The organism is Telluria sp. RT2P19, assembly GCF_059685725.1.
The window spans coordinates 296,317-312,380 of record NZ_JCASIL010000004.1 but is presented as its reverse complement, the minus strand read 5'-3'; the positions used below and the strand labels follow the sequence as shown (position 1 = coordinate 312,380).

19 protein-coding genes are annotated in these 16,064 nt (G+C 63.7%); 15 read left to right on the top strand and 4 right to left on the bottom strand.

Annotated features, from left to right (window positions below; all coding sequences use genetic code 11):
- Positions 1 to 70: 70 nt before the first annotated feature.
- The 5 genes from argC (at position 71) to AC56KW_RS07700 (ending at position 2,706) form a co-directional block, all read left to right on the top strand.
- Positions 71 to 1,108, top strand: coding sequence for an N-acetyl-gamma-glutamyl-phosphate reductase (gene argC, locus AC56KW_RS07720; RefSeq protein ID WP_497170147.1), 1,038 nt, complete (start codon positions 71 to 73; stop codon positions 1,106 to 1,108).
- A 122-nt stretch (positions 1,109 to 1,230) separates the two neighbouring features.
- On the top strand, positions 1,231 to 1,632 hold the full coding sequence (locus AC56KW_RS07715; RefSeq protein WP_497170146.1) for a bactofilin family protein: 402 nt from the start codon (positions 1,231 to 1,233) through the stop codon (positions 1,630 to 1,632).
- A 52-nt stretch (positions 1,633 to 1,684) separates the two neighbouring features.
- Positions 1,685 to 2,053 (top strand): iron-sulfur cluster insertion protein ErpA, encoded by a 369-nt coding sequence (gene erpA, locus AC56KW_RS07710; RefSeq protein ID WP_137175602.1) that lies wholly within the window; start codon positions 1,685 to 1,687, stop codon positions 2,051 to 2,053.
- A 124-nt stretch (positions 2,054 to 2,177) separates the two neighbouring features.
- Positions 2,178 to 2,405 (top strand): hypothetical protein, encoded by a 228-nt coding sequence (locus tag AC56KW_RS07705; protein WP_497170145.1) that lies wholly within the window; start codon positions 2,178 to 2,180, stop codon positions 2,403 to 2,405.
- Between the two features lie 34 nt (positions 2,406 to 2,439).
- Positions 2,440 to 2,706, top strand: coding sequence for a hypothetical protein (locus tag AC56KW_RS07700; RefSeq protein WP_497170144.1), 267 nt, complete (start codon positions 2,440 to 2,442; stop codon positions 2,704 to 2,706).
- A 76-nt stretch (positions 2,707 to 2,782) separates the two neighbouring features.
- Here AC56KW_RS07700 and AC56KW_RS07695 read toward each other — a convergent pair whose 3' ends face one another.
- From AC56KW_RS07695 to AC56KW_RS07685, 3 genes are all read right to left on the bottom strand, one after another.
- On the bottom strand, positions 2,783 to 3,916 hold the full coding sequence (locus tag AC56KW_RS07695) for an extracellular catalytic domain type 1 short-chain-length polyhydroxyalkanoate depolymerase (protein ID WP_497170143.1): 1,134 nt from the start codon (positions 3,914 to 3,916) through the stop codon (positions 2,783 to 2,785).
- A 77-nt stretch (positions 3,917 to 3,993) separates the two neighbouring features.
- The gene (locus AC56KW_RS07690; protein ID WP_497170142.1) at positions 3,994 to 5,091 is read right to left on the bottom strand and encodes an anhydro-N-acetylmuramic acid kinase; all 1,098 of its coding nucleotides are present in this window, start codon (positions 5,089 to 5,091) and stop codon (positions 3,994 to 3,996) included.
- Positions 5,092 to 5,227: 136 nt separating this feature from the next.
- The gene (locus tag AC56KW_RS07685; RefSeq protein WP_497170141.1) at positions 5,228 to 6,592 is read right to left on the bottom strand and encodes a M23 family metallopeptidase; all 1,365 of its coding nucleotides are present in this window, start codon (positions 6,590 to 6,592) and stop codon (positions 5,228 to 5,230) included.
- Positions 6,593 to 6,739: 147 nt separating this feature from the next.
- On the opposite strand from AC56KW_RS07685, the gene tyrS reads away from it, so the two are divergent.
- The 10 genes from tyrS (at position 6,740) to ruvB (ending at position 15,562) form a co-directional block, all read left to right on the top strand.
- Positions 6,740 to 8,002: a tyrosine--tRNA ligase gene (gene tyrS / locus AC56KW_RS07680; RefSeq protein WP_497170237.1), complete on the top strand. Its 1,263-nt coding sequence runs from the start codon at positions 6,740 to 6,742 to the stop codon at positions 8,000 to 8,002.
- Positions 7,999 to 8,457, top strand: coding sequence for a D-aminoacyl-tRNA deacylase (gene dtd, locus AC56KW_RS07675; RefSeq protein ID WP_497170140.1), 459 nt, complete (start codon positions 7,999 to 8,001; stop codon positions 8,455 to 8,457). The genes tyrS and dtd overlap by 4 nt, the downstream gene beginning before the upstream one ends.
- 47 nt (positions 8,458 to 8,504) lie before the next feature.
- Complete coding sequence (locus AC56KW_RS07670) at positions 8,505 to 9,170, top strand: YbhB/YbcL family Raf kinase inhibitor-like protein (RefSeq protein WP_497170139.1); 666 nt, start codon at positions 8,505 to 8,507, stop codon at positions 9,168 to 9,170.
- 73 nt (positions 9,171 to 9,243) lie between these two features.
- A complete protein-coding gene (locus AC56KW_RS07665; RefSeq protein WP_497170138.1) occupies positions 9,244 to 9,909 on the top strand; it encodes a histidine phosphatase family protein in 666 nt (221 codons plus the stop codon).
- A gap of 280 nt (positions 9,910 to 10,189) precedes the next feature.
- Complete coding sequence (gene dusB, locus AC56KW_RS07660; RefSeq protein WP_497170137.1) at positions 10,190 to 11,215, top strand: tRNA dihydrouridine synthase DusB; 1,026 nt, start codon at positions 10,190 to 10,192, stop codon at positions 11,213 to 11,215.
- A gap of 81 nt (positions 11,216 to 11,296) precedes the next feature.
- The gene (locus AC56KW_RS07655; RefSeq protein WP_005667930.1) at positions 11,297 to 11,530 is read left to right on the top strand and encodes a helix-turn-helix domain-containing protein; all 234 of its coding nucleotides are present in this window, start codon (positions 11,297 to 11,299) and stop codon (positions 11,528 to 11,530) included.
- 93 nt (positions 11,531 to 11,623) lie between these two features.
- Positions 11,624 to 13,210, top strand: coding sequence for a bifunctional phosphoribosylaminoimidazolecarboxamide formyltransferase/IMP cyclohydrolase (gene purH, locus AC56KW_RS07650; RefSeq protein ID WP_497170136.1), 1,587 nt, complete (start codon positions 11,624 to 11,626; stop codon positions 13,208 to 13,210).
- A gap of 120 nt (positions 13,211 to 13,330) precedes the next feature.
- Entirely contained in the window at positions 13,331 to 13,870 is a 540-nt protein-coding gene (ruvC, locus tag AC56KW_RS07645) for a crossover junction endodeoxyribonuclease RuvC (RefSeq protein ID WP_497170135.1), read from the top strand.
- Between the two features lie 18 nt (positions 13,871 to 13,888).
- The gene (gene ruvA / locus AC56KW_RS07640; RefSeq protein ID WP_497170134.1) at positions 13,889 to 14,467 is read left to right on the top strand and encodes a Holliday junction branch migration protein RuvA; all 579 of its coding nucleotides are present in this window, start codon (positions 13,889 to 13,891) and stop codon (positions 14,465 to 14,467) included.
- A gap of 27 nt (positions 14,468 to 14,494) precedes the next feature.
- A complete protein-coding gene (gene ruvB / locus AC56KW_RS07635) occupies positions 14,495 to 15,562 on the top strand; it encodes a Holliday junction branch migration DNA helicase RuvB (protein ID WP_497170133.1) in 1,068 nt (355 codons plus the stop codon).
- 9 nt (positions 15,563 to 15,571) lie between these two features.
- On the opposite strand, the gene AC56KW_RS07630 is transcribed toward ruvB, so the two are convergent.
- Positions 15,572 to 15,973 carry a hypothetical protein gene (locus tag AC56KW_RS07630; RefSeq protein ID WP_497170132.1) on the bottom strand — a complete coding sequence of 134 codons (402 nt, stop codon included), beginning with the start codon at positions 15,971 to 15,973 and terminating at the stop codon, positions 15,572 to 15,574.
- Between the last annotated feature and the right edge of the window lie 91 nt (positions 15,974 to 16,064).

Below are 16,064 nucleotides of genomic sequence, written 5' to 3'. Positions count from 1 at the left end.
TCGATCTGGTCAGGCTGTTAAAATTGCGGCTTCATCCTGCGGGACACTTATCTTTTTAGAAGGAACAGACATGATCAAAGTTGGCATCGTCGGCGGAACCGGATACACGGGCGTGGAATTGCTGCGGCTGTTGGCCGTTCACCCGGATGTGCAACTGACCGCGATCACCTCGCGCAAGGAAGACGGCCTGCCGGTGGCCGATATGTTTCCTTCGCTGCGCGGCCGCGTCGACCTGGCTTTCTCGAGCCCCGATAAAGCCGACCTGAAACAGTGCGATGTCGTGTTCTTCGCTACCCCGCACGGCGTGGCGATGGCACAGGCGCCCGAGCTGCTGGCGGCGGGCGTCAAGGTGATCGACCTGGCGGCCGACTTCCGCATCAAGGACCGCGCCGTCTTCGAAAAATGGTACAAGATCGAGCACACCGCGCCCGAGCTGCTCGAGGAAGCCGTCTATGGCTTGCCGGAACTGAACCGCGACGATATCAAGGGTGCGCGCCTGATCGCCAACCCGGGCTGCTACCCGACCACGATGCAGCTGGGCTTCTATCCACTGCTCAAGGCCGGCCTGATCGACGCCGGCAGCCTGATCGCCGACTGCAAATCGGGCGTTTCCGGCGCCGGCCGCAAGGCCGAGATCGGCACGCTGTTCTCGGAATCGAGCGACAATTTCAAGGCCTACGGCGTGCATGGTCACCGCCACACCCCGGAAACCTCGGCCCAGCTGGCGCGCTACACCGACCAGAAGATCGGCCTGGTCTTCACCCCGCACCTGGTGCCGATGATCCGGGGCATGCACGCGACCCTGTATGCGCGCCTGACGCAGGAAATCGACAACGCCGCACTGCAGGCGCTTTTCGAAGAGCAATACAAGGACAGCGAATTCGTCGACGTCATGCCGTTCGGTGCGCACCCGGAGACGCGCTCGACGCGCGGCTCGAACATGCTGCGCCTGGCGCTGCACCGTCCGGAAGGCAGCGACATGGTCGTGATCCTCGTGGTGCAGGACAATCTGGTCAAGGGCGCCTCGGGCCAGGCCGTGCAGTGCATGAACCTGATGTTCGGCCTGGATGAAAACAAGGGTCTGCAACAGATCGCGCTGTTGCCTTGATCGCCACCGTGGCCGCCACCCTTGATCTGCGACCCGACGCAGATCAAGGCGATGACCTTTGAGCCGGGTAAATTGACTGTTGGACACGTTCAATCAACGGTCAATTTCGTCAAAGGTGAGCCATGTTCGGTCGACGAGTAAAAAGCGAGATAGACAGCCTGGTCGGGATCTCGGCCCGCATCAAGGGCGACCTGTGCTTCACCGGCGGGCTGCGCATCGACGGTGAAGTCCACGGCAACGTGGTGGCGCTGGATGGCGCCGACAGCATGCTGATCGTTTCCGAGCACGCGCACATCGAAGGCGAGGTGCGCTGCGCCAGCCTGGTGGTCAATGGTTTCATCGCCGGTGCGGTTTATTCGTCCGAACTCCTTGAATTACAAGCAAAAGGCCGCATTCTTGGGGATGTACACTACCGGCTGCTCGAGATGCACGGCGGTGCGCTCGTCACCGGCAAACTCACCCACCAACCCGTCAGCGAGCCGGTGTTTCATCTAGCCGACGCTGTCGAAGGGTCGGCAGCATGACTTCCGCCAACCGTCTATAATGGACGGTGTTTGATTATTCAGGAGCTTTCCCATGACCGCAGTCGCCGAAGTAGTAGATTTCGACACGATCCCCGTACCAATCAACTTCACCGATAGCGCCGCTCAGAAAGTTGCTCAGCTGATCGATGAAGAAGGCAACCCAGACCTGAAACTGCGCGTCTTCGTGCAGGGTGGCGGTTGCTCGGGCTTCCAATATGGTTTCACCTTCGACGAGATCGTCAATGAAGACGATACGACGATGGAAAAGAACGGCGTCCAGCTGCTGATCGACTCGATGAGCTACCAGTACCTGGTCGGCGCCGAGATCGACTACAAGGACGACCTCGAAGGCGCCCAGTTCGTGATCAAGAACCCGAACGCCACCTCGACCTGCGGCTGCGGTTCGTCGTTCTCGGCGTAATCGTTGCCAAGCTGTCCAGACCGTGTTCTGGATGATTGACGGCCCGCTTGCGCGGGCCGTTTGTGTTTACCGCCGGGCCGGGCCGCGGTGGTAGCATGACGCTTTTCTTACGATAGAGACCGCAATGACCGTATTCGCGATGCCCGTCTTCGACGCCACCGTTATGTATGAGGGCAAGGAATTGTTCAAGGGGCAGGGAGCCGCAAAGGGCTGGGCCGAGAAGCTCGCCAAAGAAATCGAGAGCAGCGTCACGGTGGAAAAAATCGGCACCGGCTGGGCCCTGTGCGCGGAAGTCGACGGCGTCCGGCGCCAGTGGGGCATCCTCGGACAGCGCCTCAAGCGTCTCGACTGAGCCACAAGATAGTAATCCAACATCAAGGGAAGCAATGGACAAGACCAACCTCGCAAAATACGATGCGAAGAAGCTGATGAACAATATGGGCCCCAAGGGCACCGTCGTCGGCAAGGCCGGGGCCGCAGTCGCCCCGGACCGCCGCGAACAACGTGAACGCGACCGCGCGCTCGGACTGGTGCCGTTCGCCGTCAAGCTCAACGGCGACCTGGTGCAGCAGCTGCAGGCGCACAGCAAGGAGCAGGGCGTCGACATGAACGAACTGGTAGCGCAGTTGCTGCAAAAAGGGCTGGCCGCCTGAGTACAGGCATCTGTCCGGATACACGACGGCCCGCTTGTGCGGGCCGTTTGCGTTTGGTGGTCGTCATTGCTCCGGTTCAGCGGCGAGCGCCAGCCTGGCGCCGGTGCCTGCCGAAAAAGTCCAGCATCATGCGGCTCGCATCAGGCCCACCGCCAGCATTGAACTTCAGCGCCGGGTCGCCGCCGCTCCATGCATGGCCGAGGCCTGCGATGCGGGCCACGCGCAGTACGACCTTGCGGCCAACCAGGTAATCGTGGATTTCGTGCGCACGCCTTCCACCGCGCAGGGCCGCGGCCTTGACGGTAACCCGGCTCGCCGGCCCGACCGGCAAGCCGTTCAACTGCAGCCATTGGTGCGCCAGCAACTGCTGGTTGAGCGGATTGACCACTCGGTCGTTGGCTCCCTGGATCAGGATCGCCGGCATCGGCGGCATCGGTGCGGCCGTCGCGGGAAAGGCTTGCCGCGAGCGGCGCTCGAGCAAGCTGGCGATCGCCGCATCGGCCTGTACCGGAGCGCCATGGCGCATGACCTGCAATGCGGCGAACGGACCATGACCGGCGCCGAATACGGGGCTTGAATGCAGGCCGACCGCGGCAATCAGTTCCGGGTGATTGAGCGCCAGCACGGCCGCCATGCCGGCGCCGGCGGACAGGCCGCAGGCATAAATGCGCCGGCAGTCGATCGGATGCTGTTCGCACACCTTGCCGATCAGTTGCGCCAGTACCGTCGTTTCCCCGCCACCTTGCTCGATGGCGCGGTCGTACCAGCGCCAGCATCGCTGCGGCTGAACACTGAGCAGTTGCTGTGGATAGAGCACGGCATAGCCCTTGTCCTGCGCCAGGCGGTTCATGCGCGTGCCTTCGGCGAATTGGGTGGCGTTTTGCTGGCAGCCGTGGAGCATGACGACCAGGGGCCAGCCATGCTGCGCGACCGTGTCCGGCATGCACGACGGTACATACAGCCAGTACAGCATGTGCAGGCCCGGCGTCGAGGGCAGGGCATGCTGCGCCACCAGCCATGTGCCGGGCGGCGGCGTGGCGGTGGGGCTCAGCCTGGGCCTGGGCGGCGGCTTCGGCGTCTTGGGGACGCTTGGTGGCTTGGAGGGTGTCGGCGTCGCCGCGGCCAGCAGCTTGGCCGTCCGTTTCTGATGCAACTTCGCTGCGCGGGTCAGGCTGCGCAGCAATTTGACGCCCGGAGCAAGCTTGGCCATATTCCTCCCACATGCGATATTGCACTGCAATATAACACTGGCGACAGGCTGAAAGGCTGGTCCGGGTTGTCAAGTCCTCATGCCGGGTACAGCGCGCCGAGGATGCGCGGGCCGCGCGCGCCGGTGACAGCCGGCAGATTGCCTGGTTCGCGGTTCACGAAGCGCCAGCCCAGCCAGGCGAAGGCCAGGGCCTCGACCCGGTTCGGCGCAATGCCGAGGGCCGCCGTCGAATCCACGTTCACGCCACCGAGTTCGGCGCCGATCGCGCGCAGCAGGGCGCCGTTGTAGGCACCGCCGCCGCAGATATACACGGCATCCGGCGTCGCGCCTTCGTCGACAATGGCGCGCGCGATCGTGACCGCCGTCAGTTGCGCCAGCGTCGCCTGCACGTCGGCTGGAGCGACGTCACCAAATGGTGCGAGCTTGGCATCCAGCCATGGCCCGTGGAACAAGTCGCGGCCGGTGCTCTTGGGCGCCGGCTGGCGGAAATAGGGTTCATCGAGCAGGCTGTCCAGCAAGGGTCGATGGACCGTGCCGCTGGCGCCCCAGGCGCCGTCCTCGTCATAGGCGCGGCCCTGGTGGCGTGCGATCCACAGGTCGAGCAACACATTGCCGGGACCGGTATCGAAGCCGGTCACGCGGCCGTCGCCGTGCAGCACGCTGATATTGCCGATGCCGCCGATATTCACCACCACGCGCGCCGTTCCCGGCTTGCCGAAGGCGGCCTCATGGAAGGCCGGCACCAGCGGAGCTCCCTGTCCGCCGGCGGCGATGTCGCGGCTGCGGAAGTCGGCGACCACGTCAAGTCCGGTAAGTTCCGCCAGCAGGGCCGGGTTATTGGTCTGGCGCGTGAAACCCAGTTCCGGACGGTGGCGGATGGTCTGGCCATGGACGGCAACGGCCGCCACCGGGCCTGGACTGGACGGGAGCAGCGCGCGCACGCAGTCGGCATAGGCCAGGGCCAGGCCGTTGGCAGCCAGCGCCTCGCGCTCGAGTTCATTGTCGCTGGCGGCTTGCAGGTCCATCAGCTCGCTGCGCAGTTCGGCCGGGAAGGGCGTGAAGGCGGCGGCCAGCGTCCGGATGGCGCTGTTGGAGAAATCGGCCAGCACGCCGTCGACGCCGTCGAGGCTGGTGCCGGACATCAGGCCGATGAAGAGGGAAGGGGTCTCGGTCATAGTTCTTTGATGGTGGGCGCGCGGAGTAGAGTCGGCGCCGGTTGAACGCGTCGGCGGCAAAGCCGCCAACCCTACAAAGAAAACGCCCTCCGGCATCGAGATGCAACGGAGGGCGTTCTGATGAAACTGGCTTGGCTTAGCGGGCTGCCATCGACGAGCCGCTTGGCGCCATCAGCGAGAAGCGGTGGTTCATCTCGGCGGCCGCCATGCGGAAGCGCGCCAGTTCGGCCTGGGTCAGCGGTTGCTGGGCCAACGATTTGAACTTGTTCGGATCCTTGGCCACGCCTGCGACGCGGAACTCATAGTGCAGGTGCGGGCCGGTCGACCAGCCGGTCGAGCCGACGTAGCCGATCACCTGGCCCTGGCTGATCTTGCTGCCCTTGCGCATGCCTGGCGCGATGCGGCTCATGTGGGCATAGGCGGTGCTGTAGTTCGACCAGTGTTTCAGGACGACCATATTGCCATAGCCATTGCCATTGCCTGCGAAGTCGACGGTGGCGTCGGCCACGGCGCGGATCGGGGTGCCGGTGGCGGCAGCGAAGTCGACGCCCTTGTGTGCTTTGAACTTGCCCGAGATCGGGTGCACGCGCATCGAGAAGCCCGACGAGACGCGCGAGTATTGCAGCGGAGACTTGAGGAAGGCTTTCTTGAGCGACTTGCCGTCCAGCGAGTAGTAACCACCCTGCTTGGATACCGGATCTTCGTACCAGACCGACTGGTAGCTGGTGCCGCGGTTGACGAATTCGCCAGCCAGGATGCGACCGGTCTTGACCTGCTCGCCGTCGAGCCAGAAGGTCTCATACACGACGTTGAAACGGTCGCCGCGCTTGACGTCGCTGCGGAAGTCGATATTGGTCGAGAACATCTCGATGATCTGGCCAACGATCGAATCCGGAATGCTGCCGCCGTCGACGTTGGCGTCGGTGGCTGCGTACAGCGAGCTGGAGATTTCGCGCGAACGCATTTCGACGCGACGCTCGAGTTTGGCCGGCGCTTCGATGGCGACGAATTCCTCGCCCTTGCGCTCGACGCTGATCGTGCGTGCTTCGCCGTTCTTGCCGTCGGTGACGGTGGCGCGCATCGACAGCAGCAGGCCGTTCTCGTCGGTCTCGGCCTGGATGCGCTTGCCGGTCTGGAGCGACAGCAGGCGTTTGGCGAGTTTGTCGGAACGAACGAACTTTTGTGCTTGCGCGTCCTCGATGCCGAGGCGGGTGAAGAGCGAGCCGAGCGAATCGCCGCGGCGGATGCGTTCTTCGTGGATGAATTGCTGCTCGTCTTGCTGGAGCGCGGCGATCTGGTCGGCCAGGTTCGGCAGTTCCAGGTCTTGCGCAACGGAGGTAACGGGCAGGTCGGAAGGATCGGGAGCGATCGGGGCTACACCTACAGCGCCGAAGGCGCACACGCTCAGGAAGACGGCGCCGGCGCTCAGGACGCGGGCTTTGCGGGTCTTCGGCAGCAGCGCTAGCAGGCTTTTACCAGTGATTTTCTGTATAGGGTTCATGCAATCAGTTAAAATTTGCGGCTGAACTTTCAAGGGCCATGTTCATCGTTTCGGAAAAAGTTTTCTCTGGGAAACTAAAACAGGATCGTGAATTATACCAAAAGATGTGGTCCTACAACCGCTTTAGCTTATTTCCTACACGAATTTATGACTTTACATGCAGCCGGTGATGGTACCTCGGCAACTTCCAATAAGCCTTTGCCACTGAACGATAAGGTTCTTGAATCACTTGCCATCGCCAAGCGCGGCGTCGATGAGCTGCTGATCGAAGGCGACTTTGCGCAAAAACTGGCGCGGTCGGATCAAACCGGCAAGCCCTTGCGTATCAAGCTGGGCCTGGACCCGACGGCGCCGGATTTGCATCTTGGACACACTGTTGTGCTGAATAAGTTGCGTCAACTGCAAGACCTTGGCCATCAGGTCATTTTCTTGATCGGCGACTTTACGTCGATGATTGGCGACCCGTCGGGCCGCAACGCCACCCGTCCACCGCTCACCCGCGAGCAGGTGGAGGAAAACGCGATGACGTATTTCCGCCAGGCCTCTCTGGTGCTGGACGCCAGCCGCACGGAAATCCGCTACAACTCCGAATGGTGCGATCCATTGGGCGCGCGCGGCATGATCCAGCTTGCCTCGCGCTACACCGTGGCGCGCATGATGGAACGCGACGACTTCACCAAGCGCTACAAGAGTGGGACTCCGATTGCCGTGCATGAGTTCCTGTATCCGCTGATGCAGGGCTACGATTCGGTCGCTTTGCAGTCCGACCTTGAGCTGGGTGGAACGGATCAGAAATTCAACTTGCTGGTGGGCCGCGAGCTGCAGAAGGACTACGGCCAGGAGCCGCAGTGCATTCTCACCATGCCGCTGCTCGAGGGCCTGGACGGCGTCGAGAAGATGTCCAAGTCCAAGAACAACTATATTGGTATTACCGAAGCCCCGAACAGCATGTTCGGCAAGCTGATGAGCATCTCGGACGAGATGATGTGGAAGTATTTCAATTTGCTGTCGTTCCGTTCGCTGGCCGATATCGCCGCGCTGAAGGCGACCATCGACGGCGGCGCCAATCCGCGCGATGCGAAAGTGGCGTTGGGTAAAGAGATCGTCACCCGCTTCCACTCGGCCCAGGCGGCCGACGACGCATTGGCCGACTTCGTCAACCGCTCCAAGGGTGGTATTCCCGACGACGTGCCAGAAATGGCATTGTCCGGCGCCCCGCTGGGCTTGCCGCAACTGCTGAAGGCGGCCGGCCTGTGCGCCTCGACCTCGGAAGCCATGCGCATGGTCGACCAGGGCGGCGTGCGTATCGACGGCGCCGTGGTCAGCGACAAGGGCCTGCAAGTGGTCGCCGGCACCGTCGTGGTGCAGGTCGGCAAGCGCAAGTTCGCCCGCGTGACATTGTCCGCATGATCGGTCTGCTGCAACGCGTGAGCGAAGCGGCGGTGCGCGTCGACGGCCAGACCGTCGGCGCCATCGGGCCCGGCCTGATGGTGCTGGTATGCGCCGAAAAAGGCGATACCGAACGCGAGGCCGACCTGCTGCTGAGCAAACTGCTGGGCTACCGCGTGTTCTCGGACGAGGCCGGCAAGATGAACCGCAGCGTGGCCGACATCGGGGGCGGCTTGCTGCTGGTGCCGCAATTCACCCTGGCGGCCGACACCAAATCGGGCACGCGTCCTTCGTTTTCTCCGGCCGCCGCGCCGGAAGACGGGCGGCGCCTGTTCGAGCATGCCGTGCGCCAGGCGCGCGAACGTCATGGCATTGTCGAGACCGGCGTGTTTGGTGCAGACATGAAAGTGTCTCTCATCAACGATGGTCCGGTTACATTCTGGCTGCGTATTGATCCTGTCGGAGCGGCGCGCTAAAACCCGAGGCCTGGCGCCGCGGTCCAACGTACAGCCTGGGAGGTCATATGCGAATCTGGAGCGACTCATTCACCGACGGGGCCGATATCCCTGCCGCCTGCGCGTTTGCGGTCAGCGATCCCGCGACCCACGTCAAGCTGTCGAGCAACCGCAATCCGCATATCGCCTGGGACGACGTGCCGGCCGGCACCCAGTCGCTGGTGCTGATCTGCCACGATCCCGACGTGCCGTCCGACGGCAGCGACGTCAACAAAGAAGGACGTAGCGTGCCTGCCGGCTTGCCCCGTGTCGACTTCTTTCACTGGACGCTGGCCGATATCCCGGTCTGCCTCAAGTCGCTGGCAGAGGGCATGTTGTCCAGCATGGTCACGCCGCACGGCAAGCCCGGCCCTGAAGTCGCCTTCACCATCAAGAACGGCACCGAGCACGCGTTGCGCCATGGGGTCAACGACTATACGGGCTGGTTCGCGAGCGACCCCGATATGGCGGGCGAGTTTTATGGTTATGACGGTCCATGTCCCCCATGGAACGACGAGCGCGTGCACCACTATGTATTTACCTTGTATGCGCTCGATATCCCGCGCCTGCCACTTGAAGGACGGTTCACGGGCCAAGAGGCGCGCATGGCGATCCAGGGACATATCCTCGACGAGGCGCGCATCTTCGGCACGTATTCGCTGAATCCCCGCGTCACGGCCGAGCTGTCCACATAATCCTTATACACATGCACCGAGGTTCGGGTGCAAGAACCTCATGACCTTGAATAATGTCGCTGTGGGCACGACCATGCTCCTCCTGATTCGCCATGGCGAAACCGCCTGGAATGCCGAGCGCCGCTTGCAGGGCCATCTCGATATCGCACTCAATGCCGAAGGTGAGCGCCAGGCGGCGGCGCTGGGTGCAGCGCTGGCGGGCGAACATATCGACCTGATCATTTCCAGTGACTTGGCACGGGCGCGCCAGACGGCCGAAGCGGTTCAGCGCGCACGTGGCCCGCTCGGCGCGGACGGGCTTGCTGGCGCGGCCGGCGTGCAACTCGATCCGCAGTTGCGCGAACGTTGCTATGGCGGCTTCGAGAGCTTGTTGTACAGCGAAATCGCGGCCCGCTTCCCGCTCGAGTTCGCAGCCTGGCAGGCGCGCAATGTCGACGCCGTCCTGCCACCGGGTAAAAACCAGGGCGAAACGTTCCGCGGTTTTTTCGAGCGGTCGACGGCGGCAATCCTGGGCCATGCGGCCCGTCATCCCGGCCAGACGCTGGCGCTGGTGGCGCATGGCGGCGTGCTCGAGTGCGCGTACCGGGCGGCACTCGAGCTGCCGCTCGAAACGCCACGCGACTTCAAGGTGCACAATGCCAGCATCAATCGTTTCGTGGTCGGGCAGGGCAGGCTCCAGCTCGTGAGCTGGGGGGAAATCGACCATCTGCGCCAGGTGGCGCTGGACGACTTGCCCTGAAGACAAGCCGTCATCTGCAGGGAATTCAGCCAGGCGCAGGATGGACGGCTGCGCCGTCCACGCGTTCAAACCAGGCCCGCCCCAGGGCGGCGCGAGCGCGTGCTGGATGGCTGGGGCGGGAATCCGACCACGCTGGGCCCGGGCGGCATGGCAGGTCCAACGCCAGTTTCACCGACTTGCCAATATCGCGCGCGCAACAATCAAACACATTTTGCTGATAATTTGAGCAGCGCTTGGGGTAAAATAGCAGGTTCCCAAGAAACTTCTGAGTCTTTCTGCTGTGCAAATCGGTCCATATCACCTGCGTAATAACGTTTTTGTCGCCCCGATGGCCGGAGTGACGGATCGTCCGTTCCGGCAGCTGTGCAAGCAGCTCGGCGCGGGCTATGCGGTGTCCGAAATGGCGGCGTCGAACCCGCGCCTGTGGGCCAGCGAGAAAACCTCGCGTCGTACCGACCATACGGGCGAGATGGAGCCGAAGGCAGTGCAAATCGCCGGCGCCGATCCTAAAGACCTCGCCGATTGCGCGAAGTTCAACGTCGAGCGCGGCGCGCAAATCATCGACATCAACATGGGATGCCCGGTCAAGAAGGTGTGCAATAGCTGGTGCGGTTCGGCCCTGTTGCAGCACGAGGACCTGGTCGAGCGCATCCTGCACGCCGTGGTCGAGGCGGTCGACGTGCCGGTCACGCTGAAATTCCGCACCGGCTGGGACCGCGAGAACAAGAACGCGCTGCATATCGCGCGCCTGGCCGAGCAGGCCGGCATCCAGATGCTGACCCTGCACGGCCGCACCCGCGCCGACGGCTACAAGGGCGATGCCGAGTACGACACCATCCGCGCCGTGAAAGAGGCGGTGGGCATTCCGCTGGTGGCCAATGGCGACATCACGACGCCCGAGAAGGCGAAGTTCGTGCTCGACTACACCGGCGCCGACGCCGTCATGATCGGCCGCGCGGCCCAGGGCCGGCCATGGATCTGCCGCGAGATCGACCATTACCTGCGCACCGGCGAACACTTGCCGGCGCCGCTGGTGGACGAAGTGCGCGAATTGATGAACGAGCACTTGCCGGCCCATTACGCCTTCTATGGTGAATACGTCGGCGTGCGCACCGCGCGCAAGCACATCGGCTGGTATGTACAAGACCTGCCTGGCGGCGAGGAATTCCGGCAACGGATGAACCTGCTGGAATCGACTGCCGAGCAATTGGCGGCGGTCGATCACTTTTTCAAATCGCAGCACCGGCATGGCGAGCGGTTACAATACCGCCCCTCGCATCCGGATGTCGACGCGATCGCGGCATAAGCACCACACCACAAGAAGAACACGGGGACGCGCTGTGCGTGAGCGCAGCAATCATTAAACCAGGATGAAGCAGCAGAAGACATGAGCAAAGAAAGTATCCAGGAAGTCGTCCAGAAGAGTCTCGAAGACTATTTCAACGATCTGGGCGAACAAAAGCCGACCAACATCTACGACATGATGGTGTTGACCGTCGAAAAGCCCGTCCTCGAAGTCGTCATGTCGCGCGCCGACGGCAACCAGTCGCACGCCGCGCAGATGCTGGGCATCAACCGGAACACTTTGCGCAAGAAACTGCAGGAGCACGGGCTGCTCTGAGCGTGACCCACGTGGCCGCGCCTGGCGTGCGGCCATGACCGGATCCTCGATCCGCCCGCCCGCCGCCAGGAATTCTCAACCATAGGCCACACCATGATCAAACAAGCTCTCATTTCCGTATCCGACAAGACCGGCGTGCTCGATTTCGCGCGCGCGCTGTCTGCACTCGGCGTCAACATCCTGTCCACCGGCGGCACCGCCAAGCTGCTGCAGGATAACGGCGTGCCGGTGACGGAAGTCGCCGACTACACGGGTTTCCCGGAAATGCTGGATGGCCGCGTCAAGACCCTGCACCCGAAAGTGCACGGCGGCATCCTGGCGCGTCGCGATTTTCCTGAGCACGTCGCCAAGCTGGAAGAACACAACATCCCGCAAATCGACATGGTCGTGGTCAACCTGTATCCGTTCCAGCAGACCGTCGCCAAAGAAGAATGCTCGCTGGAAGACGCGATCGAGAACATCGACATCGGCGGCCCGACCATGCTGCGCTCGGCAGCCAAGAACCACCGCGACGTGGTCGTGATCGTCGACCCGCTTGACTACGGCGTGGTACTGGCTGAAATGAAGGGCCAGGGCGAAGCCACCGGCCCGGTCAGCTATGAAACCAAGTTCCGCCTGGCCAAGAAAGTGTTCGCGCATACCGCGCAATACGACGGCGCGATCACCAACTACCTGACCAGCCTGGGCGAAGACCGCGCACACGCGACCCGTTCGAGCTTCCCGCAGACCCTGAACATGGGCTTCGAAAAAGTCCAGGACATGCGCTACGGCGAAAACCCGCACCAGGGCGCCGCCTTCTACCGTGACATCGTCACCATCGATGGCGCACTGGCCAACTACACCCAGCTGCAGGGCAAGGAACTGTCGTACAACAACATCGCCGATGCCGACGCGGCCTGGGAATGCGTCAAGTCGCTGGGCGGCCTGGGCCAGAGCGCCGGCTGCGTGATCGTCAAGCACGCCAACCCGTGCGGCGTGGCCATCGGCCTTGACGCGCTGGACGCCTACTCGCGCGCGCTGCAGACCGACCCGACCTCGGCCTTCGGCGGCATCATCGCCTTCAACGTCGAAGTCGACGGCAAGGCGGCCGAGGCCCTGGCCAAGCTGTTCGTCGAAGTGCTGATCGCGCCGTCGTTCACGGCCGAGGCGCGCCAGATCATGGCGGCCAAGCAGAATGTGCGCCTGCTCGAGATCGCCCTTGGCGCCGGCCAGAACGCCTATGACGTCAAGCGCGTCGGCGGCGGCCTGCTGGTGCAGTCGCCCGATGCCAGGAACGTGGGCCTGGGCGAACTGCGCGTGGTCACCAAGAAGCACCCGACCCAGCAGCAGCTGCAAGACCTGATGTTCGCGTGGCGCGTGGCCAAGTTCGTCAAGTCGAACGCGATCGTATTCTGCGCGGGCGGCATGACGCTGGGCGTCGGCGCCGGCCAGATGAGCCGCATCGACTCGGCCCGCATCGCCTCGATCAAGGCCCAGAACGCCGGCCTGTCGCTGGCCAATTCGGCCGTGGCGTCGGATGCCTTCTTCCCGTTCCGTGATGGCTTGGACGTGGTCGTTGATGCGGGCGCGACCTGCGTGATCCATCCGGGCGGTTCGATGCGTGACCAGGAAGTGATCGATGCGGCCGATGAGCGCGGCGTGGTGATGCTGTACACCGGCACCCGCCATTTCCGTCACTGATCCAACGACGCCACCGGGCCGGCGGAACTTGCCGGCCCGCTGCGATCAAATCGTGGTGAACCTGTGTTTTTGCACAGTATTTTTTCCCACGAACACCCCCAGCCGGGGTAACATTCCACCATGATTATTCTCGGCATCGACCCGGGCCTGCGCACGACGGGGTTCGGCGTCATTGAAAAACACGGCGCCAAGCTGCGCTATATCGCCTCGGGCACCATCAAGACCGGGCTGGAAGGCGCTTTGCCGCCACGCCTCAAGGTCATCCTGCACGGCGTGAGCGAAATCATCGCCACCTATCGCCCCGCCTGTTCGGCCATCGAAAAAGTCTTCGTCAACGTGAACCCGCAATCGACCCTGCTGCTGGGCCAGGCGCGCGGGGCGGCGATCACGGCCCTCGTCGGTGCCGACCTCGACGTCGCCGAATACACCGCGGTGCAGGTCAAGCAGGCCGTGGTCGGCACCGGCAAGGCGGCCAAGCCGCAGGTGCAGGACATGGTCGCGCGCCTGCTCAAGCTGCCGGGGCTGCCGGGCACCGACGCCGCCGACGCCCTCGGCGTGGCCATCTGCCACGCCCACAGCATCGACACGCTGGCGTTGCTGGGCACATTGTCGCCCGATATGCGGGCGCTGCGCATGAAGAACAGCCGCCTGGTTTCATAAAATATTCAAGGAAAACCGATGATCGGTCGCCTCTCTGGAATCCTGCTCGAAAAAGCGCCGCCGCACGTGCTGGTCGATTGCAATGGCGTCGGCTATGAAGTCGACGTGCCGATGAGCACCTTCTACAACCTGCCGCACACCGGTGAAAAAGTCGTGCTGTTTACCCATTTGGTGGTGCGCGAGGATGCGCACCTGTTATTCGGCTTCGGCTCGGCGTCCGAGCGCGCCCTGTTTCGCCAGTTGATCAAGATCACCGGCATCGGCGCGCGCATGGCGCTGGCGATCCTGTCGGGCATGACCGTGGCCGAGCTGTCGCAGGCTGTGACCTTGCAAGAGACTGGCCGCCTCGTGAAGGTGCCTGGCATCGGCAAGAAGACCGCAGAACGCCTGCTGCTCGAACTGAAGGGCAAGCTCGGCGCCGATATCGGCATGGTCGCGGGCGCGACCCGTGACGACGCGCAGGCGGACGTGCTCAATGCGCTGGCCGCGCTCGGGTATTCTGACAAGGAAGCGCTCCTCGCCATCAAGAACATGCCGGCCGGCTCGAGTGTCTCGGACGGCATCAAGTTCGCCCTGAAGGCGCTGTCCAAAGGCTAACCCAGTAATCTGAACGATGAGCGCGTAATGAGCATCCAGACCGACAGTTTCACCGAACACCGCGTGATCGACGCCGCCCCGGCGTCGCCCAACGAAGAGGCGATCGAACGCGCCTTGCGGCCCAAGCAGCTGGACGAATACGTCGGCCAGGAAAAGATCCGCGACCAGCTCGAGATCTTCATCAGCGCCGCGCGCAAGCGGCGCGAGGCGCTCGACCACACGCTGTTGTTCGGCCCCCCGGGTCTCGGTAAAACGACGCTGGCCCACATCATCGCGCGCGAGATGGGCGTCAACCTGCGCCAGACCTCGGGCCCGGTGCTCGAGCGGCCCGGCGACCTGGCCGCACTCTTGACCAATCTCGAGCCGAACGACGTGCTGTTCATCGACGAGATCCACCGCCTGTCGCCGGTGGTCGAAGAGATCCTGTATCCGGCGCTCGAGGACTACCAGATCGACATCATGATCGGCGAAGGCCCGGCCGCGCGCTCGGTCAAGCTCGACCTGCAGCCATTCACGCTGGTCGGGGCCACCACCCGCGCCGGCATGCTGACCAATCCGCTGCGCGACCGTTTCGGCATTGTGGCGCGCCTCGAGTTCTATAACGTTCCCGAGCTGACCAAGATCGTGCTGCGCAGCGCCGCGCTGCTGGGCGCGCCGATCGACGAGGACGGCGCGTACGAAGTGGCCAAGCGCGCGCGCGGCACGCCGCGTATCGCCAACCGCCTGCTGCGCCGGGTGCGCGACTACGCCGAAGTGAAGGGCAATGGCGACATCACGCGCGAGATGGCCGACCGCGCCCTGAAAATGCTCGACGTCGACACCGTCGGCTTCGACGTCATGGACCGCAAGCTGCTGGAAGCGGTGCTGTTCAAGTTCGCCGGCGGCCCGGTGGGCATCGGCAACCTGGCGGCGGCGATCGGCGAGGCCGCCGACACGATCGAGGACGTGCTCGAACCGTATCTGATCCAGCAGGGCTACCTGCAGCGCACTCCGCGTGGACGGATCGCGACGCCGCTGGCCTACCAGCATTTCGGCGTCACCGCGCCGCGCATCAGCCCGACCGGCGATCTGTGGGACAGCCTGCCGCCCGGCTGAACGGCAGACTCAGGAACCCGGTGTGGAAAGACGGCGCCGCCAGTGCGCCAGTGCCGCCAGGGCAGGCACCGGCCGATACACGAGCGTCAGGTACAAGAGCGTGGTCAGGCCGATGATGGCCCCGGCCAGCCACAACACCGCCGGCGAGCTGCCGCGCCACAGCAGCGCGGCGCTGGCCACCGTCGGTACGCCCAGCAGGATCGCCGCCAGCGCGCGCAGCCGGGCCGAGCGGCGCAGGCGCTGGCCGGCCATTCCCACCATGATGAAGCCGCTCGACGCCAGCACCACGCAGGCCAGCGCCGCGCCGGCCCTGCCGGCATCGGGCGGCATGCCGCCGACGCCGATCAGGATCGCCGGTGCGAACAGCACCAGTATGCCGGCCACCAGGCTGGCGAGGCGGAGGAAGATCATGGCAAATCCTTGTGTCGCGTGGAGCGTCCTGCCTGCTCGGCAGTGAAACCAAGATAGCACACAGGTATAGCGACTTGGCGTGATTGTTTCT